Source organism: Tsukamurella paurometabola, assembly GCF_900631615.1.
Classification (GTDB): Bacteria; Actinomycetota; Actinomycetes; order Mycobacteriales; family Mycobacteriaceae; genus Tsukamurella; species Tsukamurella paurometabola_A.
In genome coordinates, this window is sequence record NZ_LR131273.1 from 1,070,563 (window position 1) to 1,095,767 (window position 25,205).

At 70.9% G+C, this 25,205-nt stretch carries 25 protein-coding genes and 1 tRNA gene; 11 read left to right on the forward strand and 15 right to left on the reverse strand.

The window, feature by feature from the left end; translation table 11 throughout:
• The first annotated feature begins 53 nt into the window (after positions 1-53).
• On the forward strand, positions 54-1,310 hold the full coding sequence (locus tag ELY19_RS05590; protein WP_227967202.1) for an oxygenase MpaB family protein: 1,257 nt from the start codon (positions 54-56) through the stop codon (positions 1,308-1,310).
• Here the strand turns inward: ELY19_RS05590 and ELY19_RS05595 are convergent, their stop codons facing one another.
• The 5 genes from ELY19_RS05595 to ELY19_RS05615 all read right to left on the reverse strand — a co-directional run bounded on the left by ELY19_RS05595 (position 1,311) and on the right by ELY19_RS05615 (position 4,211).
• Positions 1,311-1,805 (reverse strand): FBP domain-containing protein, encoded by a 495-nt coding sequence (locus ELY19_RS05595; RefSeq protein WP_126195334.1) that lies wholly within the window; start codon positions 1,803-1,805, stop codon positions 1,311-1,313.
• Positions 1,806-2,031: 226 nt separating this feature from the next.
• Complete coding sequence (locus ELY19_RS05600) at positions 2,032-2,559, reverse strand: TetR/AcrR family transcriptional regulator (protein WP_164711526.1); 528 nt, start codon at positions 2,557-2,559, stop codon at positions 2,032-2,034.
• The gene (locus ELY19_RS05605) at positions 2,556-3,068 is read right to left on the reverse strand and encodes an SRPBCC domain-containing protein (RefSeq protein WP_197715988.1); all 513 of its coding nucleotides are present in this window, start codon (positions 3,066-3,068) and stop codon (positions 2,556-2,558) included. Before ELY19_RS05605 ends, ELY19_RS05600 begins: the two co-directional genes overlap by 4 nt.
• Positions 3,069-3,139: 71 nt before the next feature.
• The gene (locus tag ELY19_RS05610; protein WP_126195335.1) at positions 3,140-3,484 is read right to left on the reverse strand and encodes a hypothetical protein; all 345 of its coding nucleotides are present in this window, start codon (positions 3,482-3,484) and stop codon (positions 3,140-3,142) included.
• A 151-nt stretch (positions 3,485-3,635) separates the two neighbouring features.
• Positions 3,636-4,211 (reverse strand): SanA/YdcF family protein, encoded by a 576-nt coding sequence (locus ELY19_RS05615; RefSeq protein ID WP_126195336.1) that lies wholly within the window; start codon positions 4,209-4,211, stop codon positions 3,636-3,638.
• Positions 4,212-4,403: 192 nt separating this feature from the next.
• Here ELY19_RS05615 and ELY19_RS05620 point away from each other — a divergent pair, with 192 nt between their 5' ends.
• Together ELY19_RS05620 and ELY19_RS05625 are read left to right on the forward strand one after the other, a co-directional pair.
• Complete coding sequence (locus tag ELY19_RS05620) at positions 4,404-7,646, forward strand: heterodisulfide reductase-related iron-sulfur binding cluster (RefSeq protein ID WP_416222733.1); 3,243 nt, start codon at positions 4,404-4,406, stop codon at positions 7,644-7,646.
• Between the two features lie 45 nt (positions 7,647-7,691).
• A complete protein-coding gene (locus tag ELY19_RS05625) occupies positions 7,692-8,357 on the forward strand; it encodes a hypothetical protein (RefSeq protein ID WP_227967204.1) in 666 nt (221 codons plus the stop codon).
• A 72-nt stretch (positions 8,358-8,429) separates the two neighbouring features.
• Here the strand turns inward: ELY19_RS05625 and ELY19_RS05630 are convergent, their stop codons facing one another.
• Positions 8,430-9,011, reverse strand: coding sequence for a TetR/AcrR family transcriptional regulator (locus tag ELY19_RS05630; protein WP_126195338.1), 582 nt, complete (start codon positions 9,009-9,011; stop codon positions 8,430-8,432).
• Between the two features lie 30 nt (positions 9,012-9,041).
• Here ELY19_RS05630 and ELY19_RS05635 point away from each other — a divergent pair, with 30 nt between their 5' ends.
• From ELY19_RS05635 to ELY19_RS05645, 3 genes are read left to right on the forward strand one after another with little or no spacing between them, the layout of a single operon-like run.
• The gene (locus ELY19_RS05635; protein ID WP_197715989.1) at positions 9,042-10,139 is read left to right on the forward strand and encodes an ABC transporter permease; all 1,098 of its coding nucleotides are present in this window, start codon (positions 9,042-9,044) and stop codon (positions 10,137-10,139) included.
• A 3-nt stretch (positions 10,140-10,142) separates the two neighbouring features.
• A complete protein-coding gene (locus ELY19_RS05640) occupies positions 10,143-11,399 on the forward strand; it encodes a pyridoxal phosphate-dependent aminotransferase (protein WP_126195339.1) in 1,257 nt (418 codons plus the stop codon).
• 9 nt (positions 11,400-11,408) lie between these two features.
• A complete protein-coding gene (locus ELY19_RS05645; protein ID WP_227967206.1) occupies positions 11,409-13,241 on the forward strand; it encodes a YibE/F family protein in 1,833 nt (610 codons plus the stop codon).
• A 40-nt stretch (positions 13,242-13,281) separates the two neighbouring features.
• Here the strand turns inward: ELY19_RS05645 and dcd are convergent, their stop codons facing one another.
• Positions 13,282-13,848, reverse strand: a complete 567-nt coding sequence (gene dcd, locus ELY19_RS05650) for a dCTP deaminase (RefSeq protein WP_126195340.1) — start codon at positions 13,846-13,848, stop codon at positions 13,282-13,284.
• An 80-nt stretch (positions 13,849-13,928) separates the two neighbouring features.
• On the opposite strand from dcd, the gene ELY19_RS05655 reads away from it, so the two are divergent.
• Together ELY19_RS05655 and ELY19_RS05660 are read left to right on the forward strand one after the other, a co-directional pair.
• Positions 13,929-14,519, forward strand: a complete 591-nt coding sequence (locus tag ELY19_RS05655; RefSeq protein ID WP_126195341.1) for a hypothetical protein — start codon at positions 13,929-13,931, stop codon at positions 14,517-14,519.
• Between the two features lie 75 nt (positions 14,520-14,594).
• A tRNA-Gly gene (locus ELY19_RS05660) sits at positions 14,595-14,668 on the forward strand.
• Between the two features lie 68 nt (positions 14,669-14,736).
• Here the strand turns inward: ELY19_RS05660 and ELY19_RS05665 are convergent.
• Both ELY19_RS05665 and ELY19_RS05670 read right to left on the reverse strand, forming a co-directional pair.
• Complete coding sequence (locus tag ELY19_RS05665) at positions 14,737-15,603, reverse strand: hypothetical protein (RefSeq protein ID WP_126195342.1); 867 nt, start codon at positions 15,601-15,603, stop codon at positions 14,737-14,739.
• Between the two features lie 20 nt (positions 15,604-15,623).
• The gene (locus ELY19_RS05670) at positions 15,624-15,995 is read right to left on the reverse strand and encodes a PLD nuclease N-terminal domain-containing protein (protein WP_126195343.1); all 372 of its coding nucleotides are present in this window, start codon (positions 15,993-15,995) and stop codon (positions 15,624-15,626) included.
• A gap of 76 nt (positions 15,996-16,071) precedes the next feature.
• Here ELY19_RS05670 and ELY19_RS05675 point away from each other — a divergent pair, with 76 nt between their 5' ends.
• Entirely contained in the window at positions 16,072-16,395 is a 324-nt protein-coding gene (locus ELY19_RS05675; RefSeq protein ID WP_126195344.1) for a hypothetical protein, read from the forward strand.
• Positions 16,392-17,177 (forward strand): S-methyl-5'-thioadenosine phosphorylase, encoded by a 786-nt coding sequence (locus ELY19_RS05680; RefSeq protein ID WP_126195345.1) that lies wholly within the window; start codon positions 16,392-16,394, stop codon positions 17,175-17,177. The genes ELY19_RS05675 and ELY19_RS05680 overlap by 4 nt, the downstream gene beginning before the upstream one ends.
• On the opposite strand, the gene ELY19_RS05685 is transcribed toward ELY19_RS05680, so the two are convergent.
• From ELY19_RS05685 to ELY19_RS05695, 3 genes are all read right to left on the reverse strand, one after another.
• A complete protein-coding gene (locus ELY19_RS05685; RefSeq protein ID WP_126195346.1) occupies positions 17,174-17,512 on the reverse strand; it encodes a hypothetical protein in 339 nt (112 codons plus the stop codon). The two genes, ELY19_RS05680 and ELY19_RS05685, sit on opposite strands and share 4 nt — an antisense overlap.
• A 73-nt stretch (positions 17,513-17,585) precedes the next feature.
• Positions 17,586-18,077 (reverse strand): SRPBCC family protein, encoded by a 492-nt coding sequence (locus ELY19_RS05690; RefSeq protein ID WP_126195347.1) that lies wholly within the window; start codon positions 18,075-18,077, stop codon positions 17,586-17,588.
• 25 nt (positions 18,078-18,102) lie between these two features.
• On the reverse strand, positions 18,103-19,488 hold the full coding sequence (locus tag ELY19_RS05695; protein ID WP_126195348.1) for an aspartate aminotransferase family protein: 1,386 nt from the start codon (positions 19,486-19,488) through the stop codon (positions 18,103-18,105).
• 181 nt (positions 19,489-19,669) lie between these two features.
• Between ELY19_RS05695 and glsA the strand changes: the two genes are divergently transcribed.
• Positions 19,670-20,938: a glutaminase A gene (gene glsA, locus ELY19_RS05700; RefSeq protein ID WP_126195349.1), complete on the forward strand. Its 1,269-nt coding sequence runs from the start codon at positions 19,670-19,672 to the stop codon at positions 20,936-20,938.
• A gap of 13 nt (positions 20,939-20,951) precedes the next feature.
• Here the strand turns inward: glsA and ELY19_RS05705 are convergent, their stop codons facing one another.
• The 3 genes from ELY19_RS05705 to ELY19_RS05715 form a co-directional block, all read right to left on the reverse strand.
• Positions 20,952-22,499: a molybdopterin-dependent oxidoreductase gene (locus tag ELY19_RS05705; protein WP_126195350.1), complete on the reverse strand. Its 1,548-nt coding sequence runs from the start codon at positions 22,497-22,499 to the stop codon at positions 20,952-20,954.
• 136 nt (positions 22,500-22,635) lie between these two features.
• Positions 22,636-24,279 (reverse strand): long-chain fatty acid--CoA ligase, encoded by a 1,644-nt coding sequence (locus tag ELY19_RS05710; protein ID WP_227967211.1) that lies wholly within the window; start codon positions 24,277-24,279, stop codon positions 22,636-22,638.
• Between the two features lie 43 nt (positions 24,280-24,322).
• Positions 24,323-25,093: an SDR family oxidoreductase gene (locus ELY19_RS05715; protein ID WP_126195351.1), complete on the reverse strand. Its 771-nt coding sequence runs from the start codon at positions 25,091-25,093 to the stop codon at positions 24,323-24,325.
• Between the last annotated feature and the right edge of the window lie 112 nt (positions 25,094-25,205).

A 25,205-nucleotide genomic window follows, 5' to 3' on the forward strand; every position in this document is an offset into this window, starting at 1 on the left:
AGCAAGACAGTGCTCGCTACTCTTCGCCGAGATCATGGGCAAGAGGAGCGGGCGTGGGCAGCAGGATCGCTGAGCAGGACATCAGCCGGCGGGGCGTACTCCGCGCCGCGGGCATGGGAGCGGCGGGCGCCGGAATCGCGGCACTGGCCGGCACCCTGGGCACGGGCCTCGCCTCGGCGGCGCCCGGAGTCCGCACCCCGGACACCCCGGACTCGAAGAACCGGTGGGACCCGGAGTGCGATGCGCTGATGAAGTCGGTGCTCGAGCGGGGCGACGCCGGACGGATCAATCGCGCCCTCGCGCAGTGGGAGACGAACGCGCAGCCGGTGCCGGTGGGCGTACCGTCGGACGTGCGCGACTTCATCGAGGAGGCCCGCAGACTCCCCGACTGGCTCGACCCGCGCCTGATGAAGGGCGCCGACAAGTTCTACACCACCCGCAGCTTCTACCTGTCGGTGATCATCGGCTTCACGGGCGGCGTCATGATGTCCGTGATCCCGCGCGAATCGCGGGCGGTCTACTGGTCCGCGGGCGGCGCGAACATGAAGGACCGCATCGCCAAGACGTACCGGCTGGTCTACGACCAGATCGCCGTCGGCGCCTACGGCCCGCACGGCCGGGCCGCGACGACCGCGGTCAAGGTCCGGCTCACGCACGGTGCCGTCCGGCACCTGCTCCCGCAGTCGCCGCACTGGAAGAAGGTCGCCGACCAGCCCAAGCCCATCTCGCAGGCCGACATGATGGTCACGTGGCACACGCTCGCCACGATGGGCATGCGGATCATGCGGAACTGGGGCGTGCACCTCCCCCAGGACGAGATCGACGGCCTGCTGCACTCCTGGCAGGTCAACGGGTACATGCTGGGCATCGACGAGGCGTACATCCCGTCGAGCTGGGAGCAGGCGGAGCAGCAGGCGCAGGTGGACCTCGACACCATCATGGGGCCCACCCCCGAGGGGGTGAAGATCGCGAACATGCTCATGGACCTCGGACGCTCCGCGGACGGCACGCTGCTGTCGCGCCCCGTACTCGAGGCGTTCACGCGGTACTCGTTGGGCGACAAGCTGACCGATTGGATGCAGCTTCCCCGTCAACCGCTGTGGCAACCGCTGATCGAGGCCTCGTGGCCGACGGCGGTCGCGATCCGGGAGGGCGCCCTCACGCAGAACGCCCTCCCGCCGGACCTCTACCACCTGACCGATTCCATCGCGAAGACACTGGAACTGGTCTACCTCGGCGAGTTCCGGCCGATCAACATCGAGATCCCCACGGGCAACAACCCGAACTACGGCAAGCCCGCCTACCGCTGATCAGTCCTCGGTGCTGAGCACCTCGGCCACGAACCCCGTCACCCTGCGTCGCAGGTCGGCGAGATTCTGCTCGCGGATCAGGTCGGTGTCCGTGCCCTTGTGGAACGCCGGCGGCAGTTTCCGGGCGTTCGCGGCGCAGCTGAAATCCTCGCAGATGAGCACGCCGATGGTGTCGCCCTTGCGCCCGGCCGAGCCGCCCCGTCGGACCGTGTACAGGACGGCCTGGCTGGAGAGGTTGACGTCGCGGCACCAGGTGCAAATCGCCTTCGCCTTGGGCTTGGACTCGGCCTGGGTGAGCAGGAGGGTGACCAGCCCGTCGTCGGTGGGGACGCTGACGTAGGCGCGACGCGGGATCTTCTTGTCGCGCCAGCCGACGAATTCGAGCTTGGCGAAGTCGAGTTCGTCGAAGTCCGCCGGGAACGTGACGCGCTTGACCTCGCTCTTGGTGGCGCCGCGGAAGGCGTCGATGACCTGCTGCTGGGATACGGAATCCATGAGTGAACCGTTCTGTTGCTCCCCGGGCTCGGGCGCCGGGGAGAGGAGTGTGTGGGCAGAGCTGCGCAGCCGGTCCGGTGGATCGGCTGCGGGGCGGGGTCATCTGCCGTGGCGCAGGGCGCCGGACACTCCTCCTCGGTTCATGCGCCTCACCCTACGCTCCGGGGCGCTCGCGGAACCAGCCGATTTTCGGGCCCCGATCGATCCGTGACGGCGCGGGCGATCGTCAGCCGAGGGTGAAACGCCGCGCGAGCTCGGCCCAGGTGGCATCCGGCGCGGTGCCGGTGGGGAACCGCCCGTCGATCTCCAGGATCGCCATACCGTGCGCGGCGGCCCACAGTGCCTGCGCGGCGTGCGGATCACCGGTGACCTCGAAGAACGGGCGCCCCGACCACTCCTCCAGGCCCTCCGGAAGGGCCTGCCGGTCGAGCGGCCCGACGGTGGCGAGCCGGTACAGGTTCGGGCTTCGCCGCGCGACCTCCCGGTAGTCCCGGAGCAGCGCCGCGACATCCGTCACGGGCCGCAACGCGGCGCCGGACTCGGCGAGCGCCGCCCCGACGAGGGCCGCCTTCACCGCGTCCTTGCTGGCGAAGTGTTTGTAGAGCGACGGTGCGCGGATGCCCACCTCGTCGGCGAGGTCGCGCATCGTGATCCGCTCCCAGCCCTCGCGTTCCAGTAGCGTGCGGGCGGTCTCCACGATCTGGCGCGCACGCGGCGTCGCCGCACGCAGGGGGTCCAGCTCCTCGGGGATCACCGGCCGATCGTAGCCAGCACCCGGTCGCGCAGCGCCGCGTTCATCGCGTCGAAACCGTCCGCCACGTCGATCGACGCCCCGGCCGGCAGGACCAGGACGCCGCGGAACCGCTCGCTCTGCGTGAACAGCGTGCCTCCGGCGACGGCCTCGAGCCGGAACGAGTGCTCACCGTCCAGCAGGCCCGGGACGAGCACCCGACCCACCCAGCGCAGCTCGCGTTCCGGCTCCACCGCCAGCACCTCGGGCCGGAAGGCCGTCTCGGAGCCGCCGCTACTGATCCGCACATCGAGGTCGCGCCCCACCGTCACTCCGTCGGGCGCTGCCGCGCGGATCACGAACGGATTCCACTGCGGGTACGCCGCGAAGTCGACGAGCACGCGCCAGACCTCGCCGGGCGGCGCGGCGATCTCGATCGATCGCTCCACCGTGCGTTCGCGATGAAGCACCACCAGCGAGCCCACGACCAGCGCGATCACCGCCGCTACGGACAGGATCAGATTCCGCCTCACACACCCTCCTTGGCTAACACTGTTAGCCACAGCGTAAGCTAACAATGTTAGCCCCGCAATCGGGCGGAGATTCAGCGAGCGCCGCCGCAGGACGCGTCGAAGGACGACGCGCTCCACCACTGCATCAGCGCCAGGACCACGACGAGAAGAAGGAACGGCACCAGGGCGGCGACACGGTGGCGGCGGGTCTCCCCGTAGACGAGGAGGCCACCCACTGCGCCGCCCAGGACCACCGACGCCCCCATCCCGAGGAGCCCCAGGAAGTTGACGGCCATCCGGCCACCCGCGTCGACGGCCATGCCACAGATGTCGATCGCGGCCAGATGCATCCACACCCACGCGCCGTACCCGATCGCCCCGCACCCCACGAGCACCGACGAGAAGGACACGATCTGCAGCGCGTTCCGCAGAATCACACCGCGGCTCGTGTAACCGTTACCGCCGTGATGTCGCCCGCCGGCCGAGTCCGTCACGCCGGGCGCCGGCCGACGACGGCGTCCCGGACCGTGGCGACGAAGCGCTCGGGTCCGACGAAGACGAGGGCCGCGAGCCCCACCGCGGCGCCGATCACCGCGCACGGGCGATGTCGAGAGCGGCCTTGGGGCGTGAGAGGAAGTACTCGCGGGCGAGGTTGCGGACCCACGCGCGCCTGGTGCATCCGCACGACGCGCGGACGGCGTCCGCGTCGAGGCCGAGGTGCCGGGCGAGGGCGGCGGCCCGTCGGGCATGGAAGAACTGCGAGACGAGCAGGACGCGACCCAGCCCGAACTCATCACGCGCCCTCCGGCACGCGAGGAAGGTGTCGAGCCCGGCACCGTCGGTGAGCAGCGCCGACTCCGGGACGCCCCGGTCTCGGAGCCATCCCGTCATGACGGCGATCTCGTCACCGGACTCGCCGCCGGCATTGCCGGAGACCAGGATCTTCTCCACCGTGCCCAGCCGCAGGAGCTGCAGCGATGCCTCCAGCCGGCCCTCCACGAACGAGCCCGGACGCCCACCCCGAACTGACGCCCCGAAGGCGATCGCGACGGGCGCGGACGGCGCCGCCTCCGGCGCGTACAGGGGACCGATTCCCGTGATGCCGGTCACGACGGAGCGCACCCGCCCGGCCGGACGTGCGCTCGATGACGCGACGGAACTCATGAGTACATCTTACTGAGCAGGTAGTTAGGTGAACCTTCGCGCAAAGGCCTGCTGGTCCGCGATCTACCGTTAGGCCAGACGCAGTGGTTTCGCACTCATGTTACTGACGAGTAACATGAGTGGCTACCCAGCCCGCGAGGCAGAAAGGTGCACGACGTGGACCAGACGTATTTGGCCGCCGCCGAGTCCGACATCACCCCGCTGAACATCGCTCTCGGCACGATCGGCGCCATCGCCTTCGTCGTCGCCTGGGCGGTCTTCTTCCGCGGCGCATTCCGCATGGTGCGGATCATCGCCCAGGGACAGTCCGCCAAGGACCGCTGGCTCCCCTTCATCCCCCGCGCCGCTGAGGTCGTGGTCGAGTTCCTCGCCCACACCAAGATGATCAAGAACCGCACGGTGGGCATCGCCCACTGGTTCGTCATGGTCGGCTTCCTGGCGGGCATGATCCTGTGGTTCGAGGCGCTCCCGCAGAGCTTCGACCCCTACTTCCACTGGCCGGTCATCGGTTCGTGGCCCTTCTACCACCTGCTGGACGAGCTGCTGGGCATCGCGACCTTCCTCGGCATCCTCGTGCTCATCGTGGTGCGCCAGGTCAAGCACCCGCGCAACCCCGCGCTGTTCTCGCGCTTCTCGGGCAGCAAGTTCCTGCCCGCGTACACGATCGAGGCCATCGTCCTGTTCGAGGGCCTGGGCATGATCATGGTGAAGGCCGGCAAGATCGCCATGACCGGCGAGTCCAGCCCCGTCACCGACTTCTTCACCCGCCAGGTGGCCGAGCTGCTCCCCGCGAGCCCGACGATGGTCACGATCTTCGCCTTCATCAAGCTGATGTCGGGCGTCATGTTCCTCATCCTGGTGGGCAGCAACCTCACCTGGGGCGTCGCCTGGCACCGCTTCTCGGCCTTCTTCAACATCTACTTCAAGCGCGAGCTGGGCAGCCGCCGCGCGCTGGGCGCCGCCAAGGAGATGGTCTCCAACGGCAAGGTCCTCACCATGGAGAACACCGATCCGGACGTCGACAACCTCGGCGCCGGCAAGATCGAGGACTTCTCCTGGAAGGGCTGGCTGGACTTCACGACCTGCACCGAGTGCGGTCGCTGCCAGAGCCAGTGCCCCGCCTGGAACACCGGCAAGCCGCTGAGCCCGAAGCTGCTCATCATGGGCCTGCGCGACCACGGCTACGCCAAGGCCCCGTACCTGCTGGCCGGCGGCCGCACCGACCCGTCGGGCGAGGAGATCGGCCTCGTCGGCAAGGACGGCGAGATCGACCAGGCCAAGCTGGACAAGATCCCGGCCGAGGCCCGCGCCGAGGCCGAGCGCTCGCTCGTCGGCCCCGCCGGCGAGGACGGCGCGCTGGGCGGCGTGATCGACCCCGAGGTCCTGTGGTCCTGCACCACCTGTGGCGCCTGCGTCGAGCAGTGCCCCGTCGACATCGAGCACGTCGACCACATCGTCGACATGCGCCGCTACCAGGTGCTCATCGAGTCGGAGTTCCCGCACGAGCTGGCCGGCCTGTTCAAGAACCTCGAGAACAAGGGCAACCCCTGGGGCCAGAACGCCAGCCAGCGCACCGCCTGGATCGACGAGATGGATATCGACATCCCGGTCTACGGCCAGGACGTCGAGTCCTTCGACGGCTTCGAGTACCTGTTCTGGGTCGGCTGCGCCGGCGCCTTCGAGGACCGCGCCAAGAAGACCACCAAGGCCGTCGCCGAGCTCCTCGACGTGGCCGCCGTGAACTTCCTGGTCCTGGGCCAGGGCGAGACGTGCACCGGCGACTCCGCCCGGCGCGCGGGCAACGAGTTCCTGTTCCAGATGCTGGCGCAGCAGAACATCGAGCAGCTCGACGAGGTCTTCGACGGCGTGCCCGCGCAGCAACGCAAGATCGTCGTGACCTGTGCCCACTGCTTCAACGCGCTCGGCAACGAGTACCCGCAGGTCGGCGGCGACTACGAGGTCGTCCACCACACGCAGCTGCTGAACAAGCTGGTCCGCGAGAAGCGCCTCGTGCCCGTCGCGCCCCCGTCGGAGGACGTGACCTACCACGATCCCTGCTACCTCGGCCGCCACAACCAGGTGTACGAGGCCCCGCGTGAGCTGATCGGCGCCTCGGGCGCGACGCTCAAGGAGATGCCTCGGCACCTCGAGCGGTCCATGTGCTGTGGCGCCGGCGGTGCCCGCATGTGGATGGAGGAGCAGCTCGGCAAGCGCATCAACATCGACCGCGTCGACGAGGCGCTGAACACCCTCTCCAGCACCTCCGAGGCCACACCGAAGAAGATCGCCACCGGCTGCCCGTTCTGCCGCGTGATGCTCTCCGACGGCGTGACCGCGCAGACCGCCGAGAACGAGGCCGCCGCGCCCGAGGTCGTCGACGTGGCGCAGATGCTCCTCGAGTCCGTCAAGCGCGGCCTCCCCGAGGGCATCGTCGTCGGCAACCCGAACCGCAAGGTGTCCGACGGTGCCACCGCCCTCGCCGAGGCGCCGGCCGCTCCGGCCGAGGCTCCGGCCGCCGCACCGGCGGCGACCGCCACCGCGACCGCCCCGGCGGCACCCGCGGAGAAGAAGGATGCGAAGCCGACGGTCGGCCTCGGCCTCGCCGGCGGCGGCAAGCGCCCCGGTGGCCCGAAGAAGCCCGGCGGCGCCAAGCCCGCCGCGGCCCCGGCCGCTCCGGCAGCCGAGTCGGCCCCGGCCTCCGAGTCCGCTCCGGCGGCGGAGACCCCCGCCGCTCCGGCGAAGCCCGCGGTCGGCCTGGGCCTGGCCGGCGGTGCGAAGCGACCGGGCGCCAAGAAGCCCGGTGCCAAGCCGGCAGCGCCGGCCGCCGAGTCCGCCCCCGCGGAAGCCCCGGCCGCTCCGGCGGCGGAGGCGCCCGCCGCACCGGCGGCGCCGGCGAAGCCCGCGGTCGGGCTGGGGATCGCCGGCGGCGCCAAGCGCCCCGGCGCGAAGAAGCCGGGCGCACCGAAGGCTGCGGCACCTGCCGCCCCCGAGGCACCTGCCGCTCCCGAGGCACCGGCCGCTCCCGAAGCTCCTGCGGCCGCCGCTGAGCCCGCCGCCGAGGCACCTGCGCCGTCGGCTCCGGCCGAGGACCGCACGCTGAAGACGGCGGGCGAATCCAAGGCCGCCGGCTTCGGCATCGCGGCGGGCGCCAAGCGACCGGGCGCGAAGAAGCCGGGTGCGCCGAAAGCTGCACCTGTGACGGATTCGACGCCGCCCGCGGCTGAGACGCCCGTCACACCGACCCCTGCGGCCGAGGCTCCCGCGGCGGCGCCCGAGGCGGCCGCGGAGGAGACACCCTCGACCCCGGAAACCCCCGCTGACCAGCCGAAGGCACCGTCGGGCGGGAGTGACCGGACGGTGACGACGGAGGGTGAGTCGAAGGCCAAGGGCTTCGGGATCGCGGCGGGCGCGAAGCGTCCCGGCGGCCGGAAGTGATCGAAGCTCCCCGACTGACTATCGCATCTGCGGCAGGATGTACGCGTGCCTGAGTACGTGACTTACGAGGAGTTCGGGCGGCGGTTCTTCGAGATCGCCGTGAACGAGGAGCGTGTGGGCTCCGCGTTCTCCGACATCGCCGGCGGCGATTTCACCGTGGGCCCGATCCCGTCGGGCCCCGGTGGAATGGCCAAGGTGTGGGCGCAGGTCGAGATCGACGAGCCGCAGCTCACCCGCCAGGTGGGCGAGCTCATCACGTTCACGGTGAAGATCCCGCTGCGCATCGGCCTGCTGATCGACCTCAAGGTCGACCGGATCCGCTACGACGTCGCCGGCCTCATCACGCTGCCGCTCACGGTCCGCGCCGCGGCCCCGCTGGAGCTGCGCATCGAGGTGGACCCGCCGCGGCCCAGGGACGTGTGGGTCGACGTCGAATCGCGCACGATCCGCGGGTCGATCGTGCGTGTGGTCGCCAGCGTCGATTCGGAGATCCGGCGCTTCATCGCGCAGTACGTGGCCGAGGAGATCGACAAGCCCGAGGTGAAGAAGGCGCGGATCATCAACGTCTCCGAGGAGCTGGGGCGCGCGTTCCACAACCTCGGCGACGGGGACGACCCGCAGGCCGCCACCCCCGCGGCCGCGCCCTCCGCCCCGGCAGCCGAGGCCATCGAGCCGACCGAGGTCCTGCCCGCGCCGGGCGACCGGCTCTAGAAACCGGCCGATTCCCGGCTCAGGCGCTGTACATCGATCGCCGGCCCGAATCCGGCGGGGTTTCGCGACGCGTCAGCCGGCGTCGCCGTCGACGACGCGCTGGATCGCGGCGCCGTACGTCGCCACCAACTCCTCGACCGACGGCTCGAGGAACAGCGGCGCCCCGATCAGGTACCGCATGAAGGCCAGCCCGAACATCGTGCTGGCGACGACGCGCGCCGTCTCGATCGAGATCCCCGACCGCGCCGTCAGCGTCGGGATCATCACCGACGAGAGGAACTCGCCGAAGGTCTTCGACGCGCCCTCGTCCGCATCGACAGCGGCGCGGAGCAGCGCGCGGAACGCCTCCGAGGTCTCCGGCCCTTCCCACACCGTGAGCGCCGCCCGCACCAGCCGCTCGCCCACGCCCTCGCGCGGCCCGTCGAGCGCGGCGGAGAAGATCTCCTCCGGGTCGACCGGCATGCTCATCACGCCCCGGAACAACCCCTTCTTGTTGCCGTAGTAGTACGACACCAGCGCCACGTCGACGCCCGCACGGGCCGCGATGGCGCGGATCGTCGCGCGGTCGTACCCGACCTCGGCGAACAGCTCGCGCGCCGCCTCGAGGATGTCCGCCTTCGCGGTGCTGGTACCCGCCCGCCTGCCCGTAGCCATGGGTCCGATCCTACCTTATTTCAACACCCGTTGACTTCTCTCGGCACCGGTCGTAGCCTGGGTTCATCACACGTTGAATTCCCTGGAGGTGCTCCCACGAGCAAGTCCCACGCCCGGCTCGCTGCGGCCTTCGCCGGGCTCGCGATCGCCATCCCCCTGATCGTCCTGCTGTTCACCGGCCCCGCCTCGCACGGCGAGCCGCACGACCTGCCGATCGGCGTCGTCGGCCCGGCCGCCGCGGCGCAGCAGGTCGAGCAGCGGCTCGACGCGCAGCAACCCGGCGGCTTCGCCGTGCACGCCTACGAGTCCGAGGCAGCACTGGTCCAGGCGGCGAAGGACCGCGAGGTCTACGGCGGCATCGTCCCCGCGAGTACCGCCACGCCGGGCGTACAGACCAGGGCCGTCGTCGCCAGCGGCGCCTCCCCCGCCGTCGCACCGATGATCACGCAGATGGCGACCGCGCTCGCGCAGGGCCAGAAGGTGCAGACCGTCGAGGTCGCGCCGCTGTCCGCCGACGATCCTCGCGGCGCCGGCTTCGGCTCGATCGTGATGCCCGTCTTCCTCTCCGGCATGGTGCTGGCGCTGGCCACCGTGATGATCGGCGGCCACCCGAGGATCGTCGCCGTGGCCCTGCCGGTCGGCGCCGCGATCGTCGGCGCCGCGGCCGTGGGCGCGGCCATGTGGGTCGGCGTCCTGCCCGGCGGCTTCTGGGGCCAGTGGCTCGCGATGAGCGCGGGCATGCTCGCGATCGGCGCGACGGTCGCGGGACTGGTGCAGCTGGCGGGGACGAAGGGCATCGGGCCGGCGGCGCTGCTGTTCATGCTGGTCGGGATGCCGCTCGCCGGCATCGCGATGCCGCCGGAGTTCCTGCCCCACGTGTGGGCCGTCCTCGGCCAGAGCCTGCCCATCGGCGCGACGGGCACGGCGCTGCGCAGCGCGGCCTTCTTCGCCGACGGTTCCCTGATCGGTGCCGGAGCCGGCGCGGCCTACGCGGTGCTCGGGGCCTGGATCGTGGTGGGCTACGGCCTCCTCGTGATCGGCGCGGCCAAGCACCGGGCGGAGCGGACCGCACCGTCGGACACGGGCGAGGTGAGCGAAAAGGATTTGCTGCGGCCTGCGACGATATAGCCCATGAGCCGACCGCACGTGCCCCACATCCGCACTGAACTCAAGCCGCTCCCGCAGTCCGCCAAGCTGCAGAACGTGCTGTACGAGATCCGTGGACCCGTGGTGGCACAGGCGGCTCGGCTGGAGGCGCAGGGGCACCGCATCCTCAAGCTGAACATCGGCAACCCGGCGACCTTCGGCTTCGAGGCGCCGGACTCCATCGTCCGCGACATGATCCACGCGCTGCCCACCTCGCAGGGCTACAGCGAGTCGCAGGGCATCGCCTCCGCGCGACGGGCCGTGGTGACCCGCTACGAGGAGGTCGCGGACTTCCCGTACTTCGACATCGGCGACGTGTACCTGGGCAACGGCGTCTCCGAGCTCATCACCATGACGCTGCAGGCGCTGCTCAACAACGGCGACGAGGTGCTCATCCCCGCGCCCGACTACCCGCTGTGGACCGCCATGACGTCGCTGTCCGGCGGCACGCCCGTGCACTACCTGTGCGACGAGGACAACGGCTGGAACCCGTCCGTCGAGGACATCGAGGCGAAGATCACACCGCGCACCAAGGCGATCGTCGTGATCAACCCGAACAACCCGACGGGCGCGGTCTACTCGCGCGAGACGCTGCAGCAGATCGTCGAGGTCGCGCGCAAGCACTCGCTGCTCGTGCTCGCCGACGAGATCTACGACCGCATCCTCTACGACGATGCGCAGCACATCTCCATCGCCGAGCTCGCCCCCGACCTGCTGGTGTGCACGTTCAACGGCCTGTCCAAGGCCTACCGCGTGTGCGGCTACCGCGCCGGCTGGATGGTGCTCACCGGCCCCAAGGACCACGCCTCCGGCTTCATCGAGGGCCTCACGCTCCTGGCGTCGACGCGCCTGTGCCCCAACGTCCCCGCGCAGCACGCGATCCAGGTGGCGCTCGGCGGCTACCAGTCGATCAACGACCTGATCCTGCCCGGCGGGCGGCTGCTGGAGCAGCGCGACGTGGCCTACGAGAAGCTCAACGCGATCGACGGGGTGAGCTGCGTGAAGCCGAAGGGCGCGCTGTACGCCTTCCCCAAGCTCGACCGGGACGTGCACGAGATCCGCGACGACGAGCAGATGGTGCTGGACCTGCTCAACCAGGAGAAGATCCTCCTGGTCCAGGGCACCGGCTTCAACTGGCCCACGCCCGACCACCTCCGCGTGGTCACCCTGCCGTGGGCGCGCGACCTCGCGGAGGCTCTCGATCGTTTCGGCAACTTCCTGAGTTCCTACAAGCAGAAGTAGGGTGTCGGCGTGACAGCCGACCACGACCACGACGTGCACGACGACGCCGCAGCGCACGTGCACAGCCACTCGCTGACCTCCATCTCCCTCGGTAGATGGGCGTCGCGGGTCGTGGTCGGCCTGCTCGCCGTGATCGGAGTCCTGGTCGTGGCGGGCGTGATCCTGCTGTGGCCGTCCCAGATCCGCGTGAGCGTGCCCTCGGGGCCGCCGACGCCGACGCTGGCGAAGGGCGAGGTCTCCGAGCAGCTGGTCGGCGACTGCAACTTCTCCCCGTCGGGGAACGGCCAGCTCAGCGATACCGAGCCGCACCCGGTGCTCAATCCCGACGGTGGCTGCCTCAACAGTTCCGTGAAGATCACGAGCGGCCCCGACGCCGGCAAGTGGACGATGTTCTCCATCGGCACGCAGCGGATGAACGTCTCCGCCGTGCCCGGGAAGACCTCGCCGGACGCGGCACCGTCGGGCATCGACGTCTCGCGCCCCGCCACCCCCGGCACCGGGCAGCCGGATCTCTCGCCCGGCACCAAGATCATGATGAGCTGGAACGGCGGCGGCGTGGCCGGCTCGCCGTCGAACTACGCCTTCTACGACTACGCGCGCGGCGTCTCGCTGTGGGTGTGGGGCCTGGTGTTCGCGGCCGTCGTGATCGCGGTGGCGCAGTGGCGCGGCCTGCGGGCGCTGCTCGGCCTGGCGCTCTCCGGCGTGGTGATCGTGTTCTTCGCGCTGCCGTCCATCCTCGACGGGCACTCGGCCGTCTGGGTGGCGCTGGTGGCCTCGGCGGTGATCCTGTACCTCGTGCTGTACCTGGCGCACGGCGTCTCGCTGCGCACGTCGGCGGCGCTGCTGGGCACGCTGTGCTCGCTGGCGGTGTGCGCCGCGCTGGCCTGGCTCGCGACGATCACCACGCAGGTCACGGGCCTGAGCAGCGAGGACACCACCAACCTGCAGGCCTACGCATCCACGGTCTCCACCTCGGGTGTGCTCCTCGCGGGCTTCGTCATCGGCGCGCTCGGCGTCCTCAACGACGTGACGATCACGCAGTCGTCGGCGACCTTCGAGCTGGCGAAGCTCTCCCCGAAGTCGTCGCGGCGCCGCACCTTCCTCTCGGCGATGCGCGTGGGCCGCGACCACATCGCGTCGACGGTCTACACCCTGGTCTTCGCCTACGTGGGCACCGCGCTGCCGCTGCTGCTGCTGTTCTCCATCGCGGGCCGGCCGCTGGGGCAGGTGCTCACGTCGGACTCGGTGGCGATCGAGCTGGTCCGCGCCTTCGTCGGCGGCATCGGCCTCGCCCTGTCCGTGCCGCTGACCACCGCCATCGCGACGCTGCTCGCCAAGCCCAAGCGGGTGGCCGTGAGCGCCGAGGCCGCCAAGCGGTACACGCAGAGCCATCCCGACGCCGACCCGTCGGAGATCCGGGTGCGGGAACGTCGCGCGACGGCCCGGGCGGCGGCGTCCGCGTCGTCGTCCGACGGTGCCGCCGGTTCGGCACCCGTGCGCCGGGCCGCGGCGGAGCGTCGCGCCGAGGGCGAGCCCCAGCCCGCGACTCCGGCGGAGCCGCAGCCCGCGACCGGGCAGCTGCCCGTCGCGCCGCCGACGGGCCAGTTCCCCGTCGCATCGCGCCCCGCGGCGCCCCGGTCCGAGGGCCGATCCGAGCCCCGGCCGGTCGCGCCGCCGGCGGCCCCGTCTTCGCCGTCGACCCCGGCTCCGCGGCCGGGTCGCCGGCGCCTGCCGGACGAGCCGACCCCCGCGCCCCCGCGGCCACAGCCGCGCCCGCCGGTGCTGCCGGATCCGCCGGTGCAGGACCCGCCGCCGCGGCGGGGCCGGCATTCGGCCGATTAGGACGACGGAGGGCGACGCCCGCGGCGATGGCGGCGTGCGGTCAGTTCTGGAAGTTGAGGTACGCCTTCGAGGGCGTCGGGCCGCGCTGGCCCTGGTACTTCGACCCCACCGATGAGCTGCCGTAGGGGTTCTCCGCCGGGCTGGTGAGCCGGAACAGGCACAGCTGGCCGATCTTCATGCCCGGCCACAACGTGATCGGCAGGTTGGCGACGTTCGACAGCTCCAGCGTGATGTGCCCGGAGAAGCCCGGATCGATGAAGCCGGCGGTCGAGTGCGTCAGCAGGCCGAGTCGGCCCAGCGAGGACTTGCCCTCGAGGCGGCCCGCCAGGTCGTCGGGCAGCGTGCACACCTCGAGCGTGGAGCCGAGTACGAATTCGCCGGGGTGCAGCACGAACGGCTCCCCCTCGGCGGGTTCGACCAGCGAGGTCAGCTCGTCCTGCCGCTGCTTCGGGTCGATGTGCGTGTAGCGGGTGTTGTTGAACACCCGGAACAGGCCGTCGAGCCGCACGTCCACGCTGGACGGCTGCACCATCTGCGGGTCGAAGGGATCGATCCCCAGGCGGCCGGATTCCACGTGGGCGCGGATGTCGCGATCGGAGAGCAGCACGGGTTCAGCGTAAGGCAGGCCATCCGGGCCGCGAGCGTTGCCACGGGTAACGATCTGCGGGCGCGCGGCGACCACAGGGCATGAAGCCCGCGCGGATCGTGCTCCCCGCCCTCCTGGCCGTCGTCGTGTCCGCCTGCGGTTCCGGGGCCGACGGTCCGCCCACGGCCACCGTGCCACCACCGGTCACGGACCCCGGAATCACGACATCGGCGCCGGTCACGGCATCGGACCCGGTCGACCCGCCGCGGTCGGCGGCACCGTCCCCGGCCGCGACCGTGGCGGACCCGCCCGACCGGTATCGGCCGGCCAACGGCGACGGCGTGTACTTCTTCACCCCGAGCCGCAACATCGCGTGCGGCCTCGATGCCGGGACGGTGGGCTGCCAGGTCTTCACGACCTCCGTGATCCCGCCCGGCGCCGACTGCGACCGCGGCACGATGCCGCGGGATCGGCTGTCGAAGGGGTACTTCTCGCTGCAGGGCGGCCCGTTCGAGCCGTCGTGCTTCAACCAGGGCCTGTTCTTCATGGTGATCCCGGAGCAGAAGACGCTAGAGTACGGGCACAGCGTGACCGCGGGCGGCATGACCTGCGTGTCGGAGAGTCGCGGTGTGACCTGCGATCGGGGCCGGCACGGCTTCTTCGTCTCGGCGCAGCGTTTCGATCGGTGGTGACGGCCCGTCGGCGCCGACGACGCCCGTGCTACTGTTGCCGGTACGCGCGACGCCGTCGATGACGGTGCCGCGACTGCCGATGTAGTTCAATGGTAGAACTCCTGCTTCCCAAGCAGGTAGCGCGGGTTCGATTCCCGTCATCGGCTCCACCCGCCCCGCGCGACGCGGGGTCCGCCGCATCCCGCCTGCGTATGGACCGCAGCCCACCGCCCCGCCGTCAGGCCGCCGCGGGCTCCGGATTCGCACTCCGCGCGACCTGATCGAGGTACAGCTGCGCGTTGGTGACGATGAGGAACGGGAGGACGGCGAGCTGCCCGACGACCCATCCGACGGTCGCGAGCACGAGGCTGGCGAGGGTCTGGGAGGCGATGTCGTCTCCCGGTCGCGCGGCGATCGCGGCGAGGCTGAACGGCAGCCCCACGACCGTGGAGACCACGGTCACCAGCACATAGGTGCAGATCACCCGGCCCAACAGCCGCCAGTAGCCGCGCCGCTGCAGTGCCAGCGCGCGCCACAGCGCGTCGACGGGCCGCATCTTCTCGAGGACGAGCATCGGGCCGGCGATGGCGAGTGTGGGCAGGGCGGCGAGTACCGCCGCGGCGGCGAGGGTGAGGAGCACCGTCGCGGTGAGGCGGGCGGACTCCGGCGCGGCGCGCACGGCGAGCGCGATCGCGAGCGCGGCCGCCGTGACGACCGGCACCACGACCACCGCCACGTCCAGGCAGCCGAGCCCCACGGCGGCCGGCAGGCGCGGCTTGGCCTCCCGCCACGCGGCGCGCAGCGGGGTGTGTTCGCCGGCGAGGTGGCGGTACGCGACGACGGAGCCGATCGCCGTCACGGCCACGCTGACGAGCATCCACACGAGCGTCACCAGGATCGTGCCGGCGGGGTAGAAGCCCAGTGTCACGACGACCTGCAGGCTGTCGCGGTCGACCATGGGGGTCCAGCGCGGGTTCCGGATCAGCGGCAGTCGCGCGAGTACCCCCAGCACCGCGATGGTGGCGATGAGCACGGCGGCGATTCCCAGCGTGGAGCCGGGGTTCGCGCGAAGGACCGCGACGGAGGACCGGTAGATGCCGATCAACGTGCGCGGCGGGGTGGTGCTCAGTCCTTGTCCTCGGGCGAGTCGGCGCGGTTGCGGGCGTCGAGCTCCTTGGCGCGGCGCCGCTGCTCCTCGGCCCGCGCACGGCACTGCCGCAAGAATTCGTCGTCGTCGTCCGGGTACTGGGCGATGTGCCGGCCCGGGCGCTCGTACTCGGGGAATCCCGTGGTGCGCGACGGTGCGCCGCCGCCCGCGACGGACCCGACGGGCCGGCCGAGGAGGAACCAGATGAGGGAGCCCGCGAGGGGGATGAGAATGACGATGATGAGCCAGCCGCCCTTGGGCAGGTGGCGCACCCGGTATTCGTCCGAGACGATCACGTCGATGAGCGCGGCGACCCACAGCAGCATCACTATCGCACCGAAATACGGCATATTGACCCCCACCCTTAGGAAAACGGATAGCCGATGCTACCGCGAACCCGTTTCCGAATCGACCTATTGTGGCAGCGTGAGTGATCTCAGCTGGCCGGCCACCCGTGTTCTCAGCATCGGGAAGCGCTCCGGCGCCGTCCCCGGGCACCTGGAGCTGACCGATACGCACCTGCGATTCCGCCCGGCGGGCATCGCGGCGAAGGTGCAGGGAACGCCCTTCGCGGTCCAGCTCAAGCACGTCGCGGGCGCCGGGATCACCGAGGTGACGGCCGGCCTGTTCAAGCGCACCCGGCAGCGGCTGTGCATCACCCTCGGCGACGGTTCCGAGCAGTTCTTCGAGGTGGGGCGGCCCGATGACGTCGCCGAGGCCGTGCGCGTCAGGCTCGGAGGCGCCGCGTGATCGGCGTGATCGGCGGGACCGGCCTGTACCGGTTCCTGCCGGGCGGGAGCGAGGAGCGCACCGTCGACACCCCCTACGGGCGGCCGAGCGCGCCGATCACCGTCGGCAAGGTCGCGGGGCGCGAGGTGGCCTTCCTCCCCCGGCACGGCCTGGGCCACGAGTTCTCGCCGCACACCGTGCCCTACCGGGCGAACCTCTGGGCGCTGCGCAGCCTCGGGGTGCGCAAGGTGCTCGCGCCGTGCGCCGTCGGAAGCCTCGACGGTGCCGCGGGCCCCGGCACCATCGCCGTCCCGGAGCAGCTCGTGGACCGGACGTTCTCCCGCCCGTCCACGTACTTCGACGGTGGCGGGGTGCACGTGAGCTTCGCGGACCCCTACTGCCCCGTCCTGCGCGCCGCGGCGGCCCCGCACGCCGACCGCGCCGATTCGACGATGGTCGTCATCGAGGGCCCGCGATTCTCGACCCGCGCCGAGAGCCGGTGGTACGCCGCGCAGGGCTGGGACCTGGTGAACATGACCGGTCTGCCCGAGGCGACTCTGGCCCGCGAGCTCAAGCTCTGCTACGCCTCGATCGCGCTGGTCACCGACCTGGACGCGGGTATCGAGGCGGGCGAGGGCGTACGCACCGAAGACGTGCTCGCGCAGTTCCGCGCGAACCTGCCACGACTGACCGACGTGCTGGCGAAGACGATCGCCGCGACCGATCCCGCCGCGCCGTGCGACTGCGCGGCGGGCGATCACGACCTGCCCGGCGGCCTGGACGCCCAACCGGTCTGGGTCTAGCCCTCGGCGAGGATCTTCGCGCGCGCCGCGGCGCGTTCGTCTGCGTCGATGACGCCGCGTTCTGCGAGGTCGTCGATCTCCGCGAGCCGCTCCTCGATCGACCGCTCCGCGCCGAGCGTGCGACTTTGCAGAGCTTGTACCTGCAGGTCGGTCTCCAGGGTGAAGTAGTCCTCACCGCGGCTCGCCGCCGCGTTGTAATTGCTCAACCAGATCGCCGCACGCACGACAAGGCTGACCACCGCAATGACGGCGAGCGCGCCGAAGAAGTACGGAAAGGCCGTCTCCATGAACGATGCGAAGCCGTCCTGCTGAGGCTCGGGCGTGGTCGGGAACATGCGCCGAGAATAGCGCAGAATGCAGAATCCGCATGACCTGATTCAGGTCATGCGGATCCCGTTGTGCGTGCGGCTACGCCGAGCCGAGGTAGCGCTCGGTGTCGCGCTGCAGCCACTTGACGATCAGGCCCACCGGGAGGCCGCTGAGTCCGATCGCCCGGTCGCCGCCGATCGGCTCGATGAGCAGCGTCCACGTGAACACGGAGCCGCCGTCGGGGTGCGCCTCCACGCGGTACTTCTCCGCGAGCCGGGCCAGGCCGGGGGCGGTGGCGGACTGGACGTAGAAGGCCTTCTCGCACAGCGTCTCCGACTCCTCCCACGAGTAGAAGAGCTCGTCCGCGCTGATTCCCGGGCCGAGGTGCACCCGCCGGGTGGAGCCGGCGGCGAAGGGCCGCGGGCTGGTCCACTCGATCTTGCGAATCCCCTTGCACCAGTGCAGGGGCCGGTCCGAGGTCAGCTCACCCCACACCCAGGAGACGGGGCGCGCGGAGCGCACCGAGAACTCGTACACGCCGGGACGCCCGGCCTGCAGTTCGGCGGGGAGGACGGGCTTGAGTGCGGGCATGCTCTTACTCCTGGCGTGGGGAAGGTCAGACGGTGTGCGCGTCCGCCACGTTCAGCGCCTCGTCGATGATGGCGAGGCCCTCGCGGGCCTCCTCGGCGGAGACGTTGCACGGCGGCACGACGTGGATGCGGTTGTAGTTGGCGAAGGGCAGCAGGCCGCCCTTCTTGAGCGCGGCGACGGTCTCGTTCATCGCGGGGCTGCTGCCGCCGTAGGGCGCCAGCGGCTCGCGGGTCTCCTTGTCGCGGACCAGTTCGATGGCGAAGAAGACGCCCTCGCCGCGCACGTCGCCGACGGACGGGTGCTTCGCCTTGAAGCCCTCGAGGGTCGGCCGGATGATCTCGTCGCCGATCGTCGCGGCGTTCTCGACCATGCCCTCCTCGGCCATGGCGTTGATCGTCGCGACCGCGGAGGCGGTGGCCAGCGGGTGACCCGAGTAGGTGAGGCCGCCCGGGTAGGGCTTGTCGGCGAAGGTCGCCGCGATCTCGGCGCCGATGGCGACGCCGCCGAGCGGCACGTAGCCGCTGTTCACGCCCTTGGCGAAGGTCATCAGGTCGGGCACGACGGGACCCGCGGCGGTGGCGGCGTGCTCGATGGCGAACCACTTGCCGGTGCGGCCGAAGCCGGCCATGACCTCGTCGGCGATCATGACGATCCCGTACTTGGTGCACAGCTCGCGGACGCCGGCGAGGTAGCCGGGCGGCGGCACCATGATGCCGGGGGTGCCGGGGATCGATTCGAGGATGATCGCGGCGATGGTGTTCGGGCCCTCGAGCACGATGGTGCGCTCGAGGTGCTCGAGGGCGCGCTGGCTCTCCTGCTCCTCGGTCTCCGCATAGAAGGACGAGCGGTAGAGGAAGGGACCGTCGAAGTGGGCGACGGACTCGCCGCCGACGTCGCTCGCGAACCGGCGGGTGTCGCCGGTGACGTTGATCGCCAGCTCGGTGCCGCCGTGGTAGCTGCGGTAGCGGCTGAGCACCTTGCGGCGGCCGGTGTGCACGCGGGCCATGCGGATGGCGTGCTCGACCGCATCGGCGCCGCCGTTGGTGAAGAACACCTTGTCCAGGTCGCCGGGGGTGCGCTCGGCGATGAGCCGGGCGGCCTCACTACGGGATTCGTTGACGTGCTGCGGCGCGATGGTGCAGATCTTCGCGGCCTGCTCCGCGATGGCCGCGACGACCTTCGGGTGCTGGTGGCCGATGTTGGTGTTGACCATCTGCGAGCTGAAGTCGAGGAGCTTGCGCCCCTCGCCGTCCCACACGTAGGAGCCCTCGGACGCGAGGATGGTCATGGGGGTGATCTGCGCCTGCGCCGACCACGAGTGGAAGACATGGGCGCGGTCGAGCTCGTAGGCGCGGGTCCCTGCGGCGATGGCGTCGTCGAGGGTCCGGCCGTCGGGCAGCGTGTTCGTCATAGCTGTTACTCCAAGAAAAATGTCTGCGGCAATGCTTATCTGGCGATATCCGCGGGTATGCGCTGCTCACCTGATCACGTCACGGTGACTGCAACGATACTCGCCGGATCGGGGGCTCTTCCGGGGGCTTCCGTGCTCTGCGGCCCCGGCGGGAGCGGGCACCGTCGGATAGCTTTGCAGTATGAGTGAGACGAGCACGGACCGACAGCCCGGCGGCCTCACCGGGTTCACCGACAACCCCGTCAACGCGGCGATGGCCCGGGTCCTCGACGACGTGCGGCGCGAGGATCATCCGGGCGCCGTCGCCGACTACATCCCCCAGCTGGCGACGGCCGATCCGGAGGCCTTCGGCGTGGCCTCGGTGTCGGTGCACGGGCACAGCTACGGCGCCGGCGACTACCGCGTACCGTTCACCATCCAGTCGATGAGCAAGCCCTTCGTGTATGCGCTGGCGCTGGAGGCGTTGGGAACCGAGGCGGTGCTGGAACGGATCGGCGTCGAGCCCAGCGGCGAGGCCTTCAACGGCATCAGCTTCGACCCGTCGGGCCGGCCGGAGAACCCGCTCATCAACGCGGGGGCGATCGTCTCGACCTCCCTGATCCCGGGGGCCGACGGTGCGGAACGGTTCGCCGCGATCCGGGAGGGGTTGTCGCGCTTCGCGGGTCGCGACCTGGAGCTGGACGAGGCGGTCTACCGGTCGGAGTCGGAGACCGGCTTCCGCAATCTCGCCCTCGCCGCGCTCGCCCGCTCGACCGACGCGCTGCGCGTCCCCATCGAGGACGCGCTCGACCCGTACTTCCGGCAGTGCTCCCTGCTGGTGGACGCGCACGACGTGGCGGTGATGGGCGGCACCCTCGCCAACGGCGGCGTCAATCCCGTCACCGGCGAGCGGGTGGTGAGCGCGGCGGTCGCCCAGCACACGCTCTCGGTGATGACGGGGTGCGGCATGTACGACCGGTCCGGCGCGTGGATGGTCTCGGTGGGGATCCCCGCCAAGTCGGGCGTGGGCGGTGGCATCGTGGCGGCGACGCCGGGCGAGTACGGCATCTGCGTGTTCAGCCCACCGCTCGACGAGGCCGGCAACTCCAGTCGCGGCGTGGCCGTGTTGCAGCGGATGAGCAGCGAGTTCGGCCTGCATCTGCTGAACCGGTCCATCACCCCGGTCAGCGCCGTCGCCTCCGTGACCACGGACCCGTCGACCGGCCGGACGGTGCTGCGGCTGCGCGGCGAGGTGGACTTCGTGGCGGTGGAGGAGGTCGTGCACGAGGCGCTGAGCCTGGGCCGCGCGCAGTCCGGCAGCACCATCGTCCTCGATCTCACCGACGTCACCCGCATTTCGACGGTGGCGGCCTACCTGCTGACCCAGCTCGCCTCGGACGTGGGCTACGGGGTGCGCGTGGTGATGGAGGACCCGTCCAGCCTGTGCGCGGTGAACCCCCTGCGGGACTGAGAATTCCGCACCATCAGCGAACCGTGACGACGACGCGATGCCACCCGGTGGCACCGTCGGGGGCGGGTGGCGCCTGCGCATCCGTCTGGACCGTCTCGCTCGCGTCGGTGGCGCGCACTTCGAGGGTGTGCTCGCCGCGGTCGAGCGGAAGGGAGACGCTCCACTGCCGCCAGGTGTCGGGGCCGACGGTCTCGGCGAGCCGGGCGGGCACCCAGTCGCCGGAGTCAGCCCGGACCTCGACGCCGCCGATGCCGGTGTGCTGCGCCCAGGCGACGCCCGCGACCGTCACCGCCCCGGCGGGCACGGATCCTCGCGGCACGTCGATGCGCGACTGCACCTTGACCGGTCCAAGTGCCGACCATCCGCGCGGGGTCCAGTAGCCCTGGTCCGCGGCGAAGGTGGTGACCTTGAGCGAGGTGACCCACTTGGTCGCCGAGACGTAGCCGTACAGGCCCGGCACCACGAGCCGGGCGGGGAAGCCGTGGATCACGGGCAGCGGCTCGCCGTTCATGCCGATCGCGAGCAGCGACGCGCGGGCGGGATCCCGCAGGACGTCCAGGGGCGTGCCCGCGGTGAAGCCGTCACTGCTGCGCGAGAGCACCATGTCGGCACCGGCGCGCGGTCGCGCCCGCTCCAGGAGCGCCCGGATCGGATAACCGAGCCAGCGGGCGTTGCCGATCAGATCGCCGCCCACCTCGTTGCTGACGCAGGCCAGCGTCGCGTAGTGCTCCTCCAGCGGCAGCGCGAGCAGTTCATCCCAGGTGATGGTGAACGGCGCCTCGACCATGCCGTGCACCTGCAGGGACCAGTCGGCCGGGTCGAGCTGCGGCACGCGCAGGGCGGTGTCGATGCGGTAGAAGTCCGCCGTCGGCGTGACGTAGGGGGTGAGCCCGGCGATGGGCGGGTCCGCCGGGGCCGGTGGCGCGACGGTGCGCGGTACGGGCAGGCGGAGCGTCTCCCGCGCCGCCTTCACCGCCGTCGCGCCCGCCGAGAGCAGGCGGGCGCCGGCGAGGGCGAGCACCGTCGTGCCCGCAGCCGCACCGGCGACGAGAAGGAAGCCGCGCCGGTCCATCCCTGCGTCCTCCTCCCGGACCCCGGGAGCGGGACGGAGGCGGCGGATCGCCAGGCGCAGGACGAGGATCGCCGCGGCGACGCCGACGACGCTCGGGACCGCCCACAGCGGCGTCGCGTCCGGTCGCAGGGCCGCCGTCACGGCGCCGACGATCCCGACGACGCCGAACAGCACCGCGCCCCAGGGCGGCCGGCGGAGTTCGAGCAGGCCCGCCGCTGCGGCACCCAGGGCGAGGACGGCGCCCATCGAGCCGAGGAGGACCGCCTTGTCCGCGGTGCCGAAGGACTCGACGGCGAAGTCCTTGAGCCACGGCGGCGCCGCGTCGATGACCGCCGCCCCGCCCGCGAACAGCGTGCTGGCGTCGGGCGCGACGACGGCCGCGACGAGCTCCGCCACCGCGAGCCCCGTTGCGCCGGCGAGCACACCGGCCAGCGCGGCGGCCCACGCCGGACTGCGCCGCCCCGCCGGTGATGTGGTCTCCTCGGTCATGGGTCCAGCGTGGCACGCGCGACCGCCGATCCGGATCGCTCACCGGGACAGCTCATCGTTTCGTAAGAACTCCCAAAAGACGACGGGCCGCCGCAGCCTTCCGGCTACGACGGCCCGTCGAACACATGGGTCCGCGTCAGGCGCGCGAGTCCACCACGGTGTAGGTGCCGTCGGCGTACTCGGCGCGGATGAGCTTCTTATCGAACTTGCCGACCGAGGTCTTGGGCACCTCGGAGACGAAGGCCCAGCGCTCGGGGATCTGCCACTTGGGCAGCAGGTCGGCGAGGAAGGCGCGCTGCTTCTCGACATCGGCGTCGGCGTCGTCCTTGACCACGGCGAGCACGAAGGGACGCTCGTCCCACTTCTCGTCGGGCACGCCGACGACGGCGGCCTCCGCGATGGTGGGATTGCTCATGACCGTGTTCTCCAGCTCGACGGAGCTGATCCACTCGCCGCCGGTCTTGATCATGTCCTTGGTACGGTCGCGGATCGTCATGAAGCCGTCCGGGCTGATCGACGCGACGTCACCCGTGCGGAGCCAGCCGTCGTGGAACTTCGACTCGTCGGAGACGTTGCCCTCGGGCGAGTAGTACGCGCCGGTGATCCAGGGGCCGCGGACCTCGAGCTCGCCGGAAGCCTCACCGTCCCAGGGCTGCTCGTTACCCTCGTCGTCGATGAGACGGGCCTGCACCGACGCGGGGAAGCGGCCCTGCGTGACGCGGTAGGCGAACTCCTCGGTCTCGTCCTCGATGCCGAACGGCGGGCGGGAGACGGAGCCGAGCGGCGAGGTCTCGGTCATGCCCCAGGCGTGCACGATACGGGTGCCGAGCTTGTCGAACGTGCGGATCATCGACGGGGGCACCGCGGCGCCGCCGACGACGACCTCGCGCAGGTGGGAGATGTCCTGCGGCTTCGCGGCGAGCTGCGCGGCGACACCGGCCCAGATGGTGGGCACGGCGGCGGCGAAGGTGGCCTTCGTGGCGTCCAGGATCTGCAGCAGGGGCTCGGGCTGCAGGAAGCGATCGGGCATGATGAGCGTGATGCCGCCCATCATCGCGGCGTAGGGCAGGCCCCACGACATGACGTGGAACATCGGCACGATCGCCAGCACGGAATCGGCGTTACCGAGCGCCATGCCCGACGACGAGTTCACCTGCATCGAGTGCAGCCAGATGCTGCGGTGGCTGTAGACGACGCCCTTGGGGTCGCCGGTGGTGCCGGAGGTGTAGCACATGACGGCGGGGTCGCGCTCCGCGATCTCCGGCCATGCGAACGTGGTGGGCTCGCCCGCGATCAGCTCGTCGAAGGAGTGCACCGTGATGCCCTCGGGCGCCTCAAGCGCCTCCTTCGGCCCGTTCGCGACGATGACGTGCTGCACGTTCGGCGTCGCGGCCAGGTACTTGCCGAGCAGCGGCGCGACGGAGGCGTCGACGAGGATCACCTTGTCGTCGGCCTGGTTGATGATGAACACGGCCTGCTCGGGCGAGAGGCGCAGGTTCAGGGTGTGGAGCACGGCCCCCATCGCGGGAACGCCGGCGTAGGCCACCTGGTGCTCGTTGTTGTTCCACATGAACGTCGCCACGCGGTCGCCGCGCTGGACGCCCAGCTTGGTGAGGGCGTGGGCCAGCTGCGCGGCCTTGTCGCCGACCTCGGCGAAGGAGAGGTCACGCAGGCCCTCACCGGTCCACGTGGTGATCTTCGCCTCGGGGAAGACGCGGCGGCTGTACTCGACGAGACGGGCGATCGTCAGCTCGCCGTCCTGCATCGTGGTCTGAATCACGGTGGTGGAGACTCCTTCTCGGATGGGGACTGCAGCCGGCGGACTACTGGCTGGTGATCTGGTTGACCAGGCGCACGACCGACCTCGGAGCGAACTTACTCGAATTGGACAGCAGCGTGGTCAGGGTTCCGACGGAATAGTGGATCCGCGGCAGGAAGGGCAGCTGGATCCCCGGGTGCACGGAGTTCCACACCTGCTCGGCGACCTCCTCCGGGGTGATGTTCACGCCGAGGGTGCGCGTGCTCTTGGCGTCGGTCTCGGCGAGCGCCGTCTTGGCCCACAGCGGCCAGATCGCGACGACGCGGACGCCGTGCTTCTCCCACTCCAACTCCAGCGCCTCGGTGAAGCCGGAGACGTAGAACTTGGCGGCGCTGTACGTGGCGATGCCGGGCTGACCGTAGATCGCCGACGCCGAGCTGATGTTCACCAGGTGCGCGCCCGGCTGCCCCTTGAGGTACGGCAGGGCGGCCTTGGCACCGTACGTGACGCCGAGGGCGTCGATGTCGATCTGCAGCTTGATCTGCTGCGGCGTGATCTCCTCGAGGTCGCCGCCGAACAGCACGCCCGCGTTGTTGTCGAGCACCGTCAGGCCCCCGCCGGTGTGCTGCGTGAAGTCGGCGAGCGCGGCCTCCCACTGGTCGTAGTCGGTCACGTCGAGCGTGCCCGTCACGATCGCGGGATGCTCGGCCTTCAGCTCCTCGAGCGCGGCGGCGTTGACGTCGTAGACGCCCACCGTCCACCCCTCGGACAGAAAACGCAGGGCGGTGGCCCGGCCGATGCCGGAGGCACCGCCGGAGATGAAGATCGATGGCATGGCGTCCAACCTACCCGCTGGTCAGGCCGGGGTAAAGCCCTACTGAGCATCACTCAATTAGGGCGTGGCGGCGGCGCCCGGCCCGCGTTCCGGAGGCCCGACGGGGCTGTCG

Bases quoted from the DNA above. Each gene is read 5' to 3' on its own strand.
- ELY19_RS05595 (WP_126195334.1), bottom strand. From the start codon at position 1,805: ATGGATTCCGTATCCCAGCAGCAGGTCATCGACGCCTTCCGCGGCGCC.
- ELY19_RS05615 (WP_126195336.1), bottom strand. From the start codon at position 4,211: ATGAGTTCCGTCGCGTCATCGAGCGCACGTCCGGCCGGGCGGGTGCGC.
- ELY19_RS05630 (WP_126195338.1), bottom strand. From the start codon at position 9,011: ATGGCTACGGGCAGGCGGGCGGGTACCAGCACCGCGAAGGCGGACATC.
- ELY19_RS05640 (WP_126195339.1), top strand. From the start codon at position 10,143: ATGAGCCGACCGCACGTGCCCCACATCCGCACTGAACTCAAGCCGCTC.
- ELY19_RS05655 (WP_126195341.1), top strand. From the start codon at position 13,929: ATGAAGCCCGCGCGGATCGTGCTCCCCGCCCTCCTGGCCGTCGTCGTG.
- ELY19_RS05670 (WP_126195343.1), bottom strand. From the start codon at position 15,995: ATGCCGTATTTCGGTGCGATAGTGATGCTGCTGTGGGTCGCCGCGCTC.
- ELY19_RS05685 (WP_126195346.1), bottom strand. From the start codon at position 17,512: ATGTTCCCGACCACGCCCGAGCCTCAGCAGGACGGCTTCGCATCGTTC.
- ELY19_RS05690 (WP_126195347.1), bottom strand. From the start codon at position 18,077: ATGCCCGCACTCAAGCCCGTCCTCCCCGCCGAACTGCAGGCCGGGCGT.
- ELY19_RS05695 (WP_126195348.1), bottom strand. From the start codon at position 19,488: ATGACGAACACGCTGCCCGACGGCCGGACCCTCGACGACGCCATCGCC.
- glsA (WP_126195349.1), top strand. From the start codon at position 19,670: ATGAGTGAGACGAGCACGGACCGACAGCCCGGCGGCCTCACCGGGTTC.
- ELY19_RS05705 (WP_126195350.1), bottom strand. From the start codon at position 22,499: ATGACCGAGGAGACCACATCACCGGCGGGGCGGCGCAGTCCGGCGTGG.
- ELY19_RS05715 (WP_126195351.1), bottom strand. From the start codon at position 25,093: ATGCCATCGATCTTCATCTCCGGCGGTGCCTCCGGCATCGGCCGGGCC.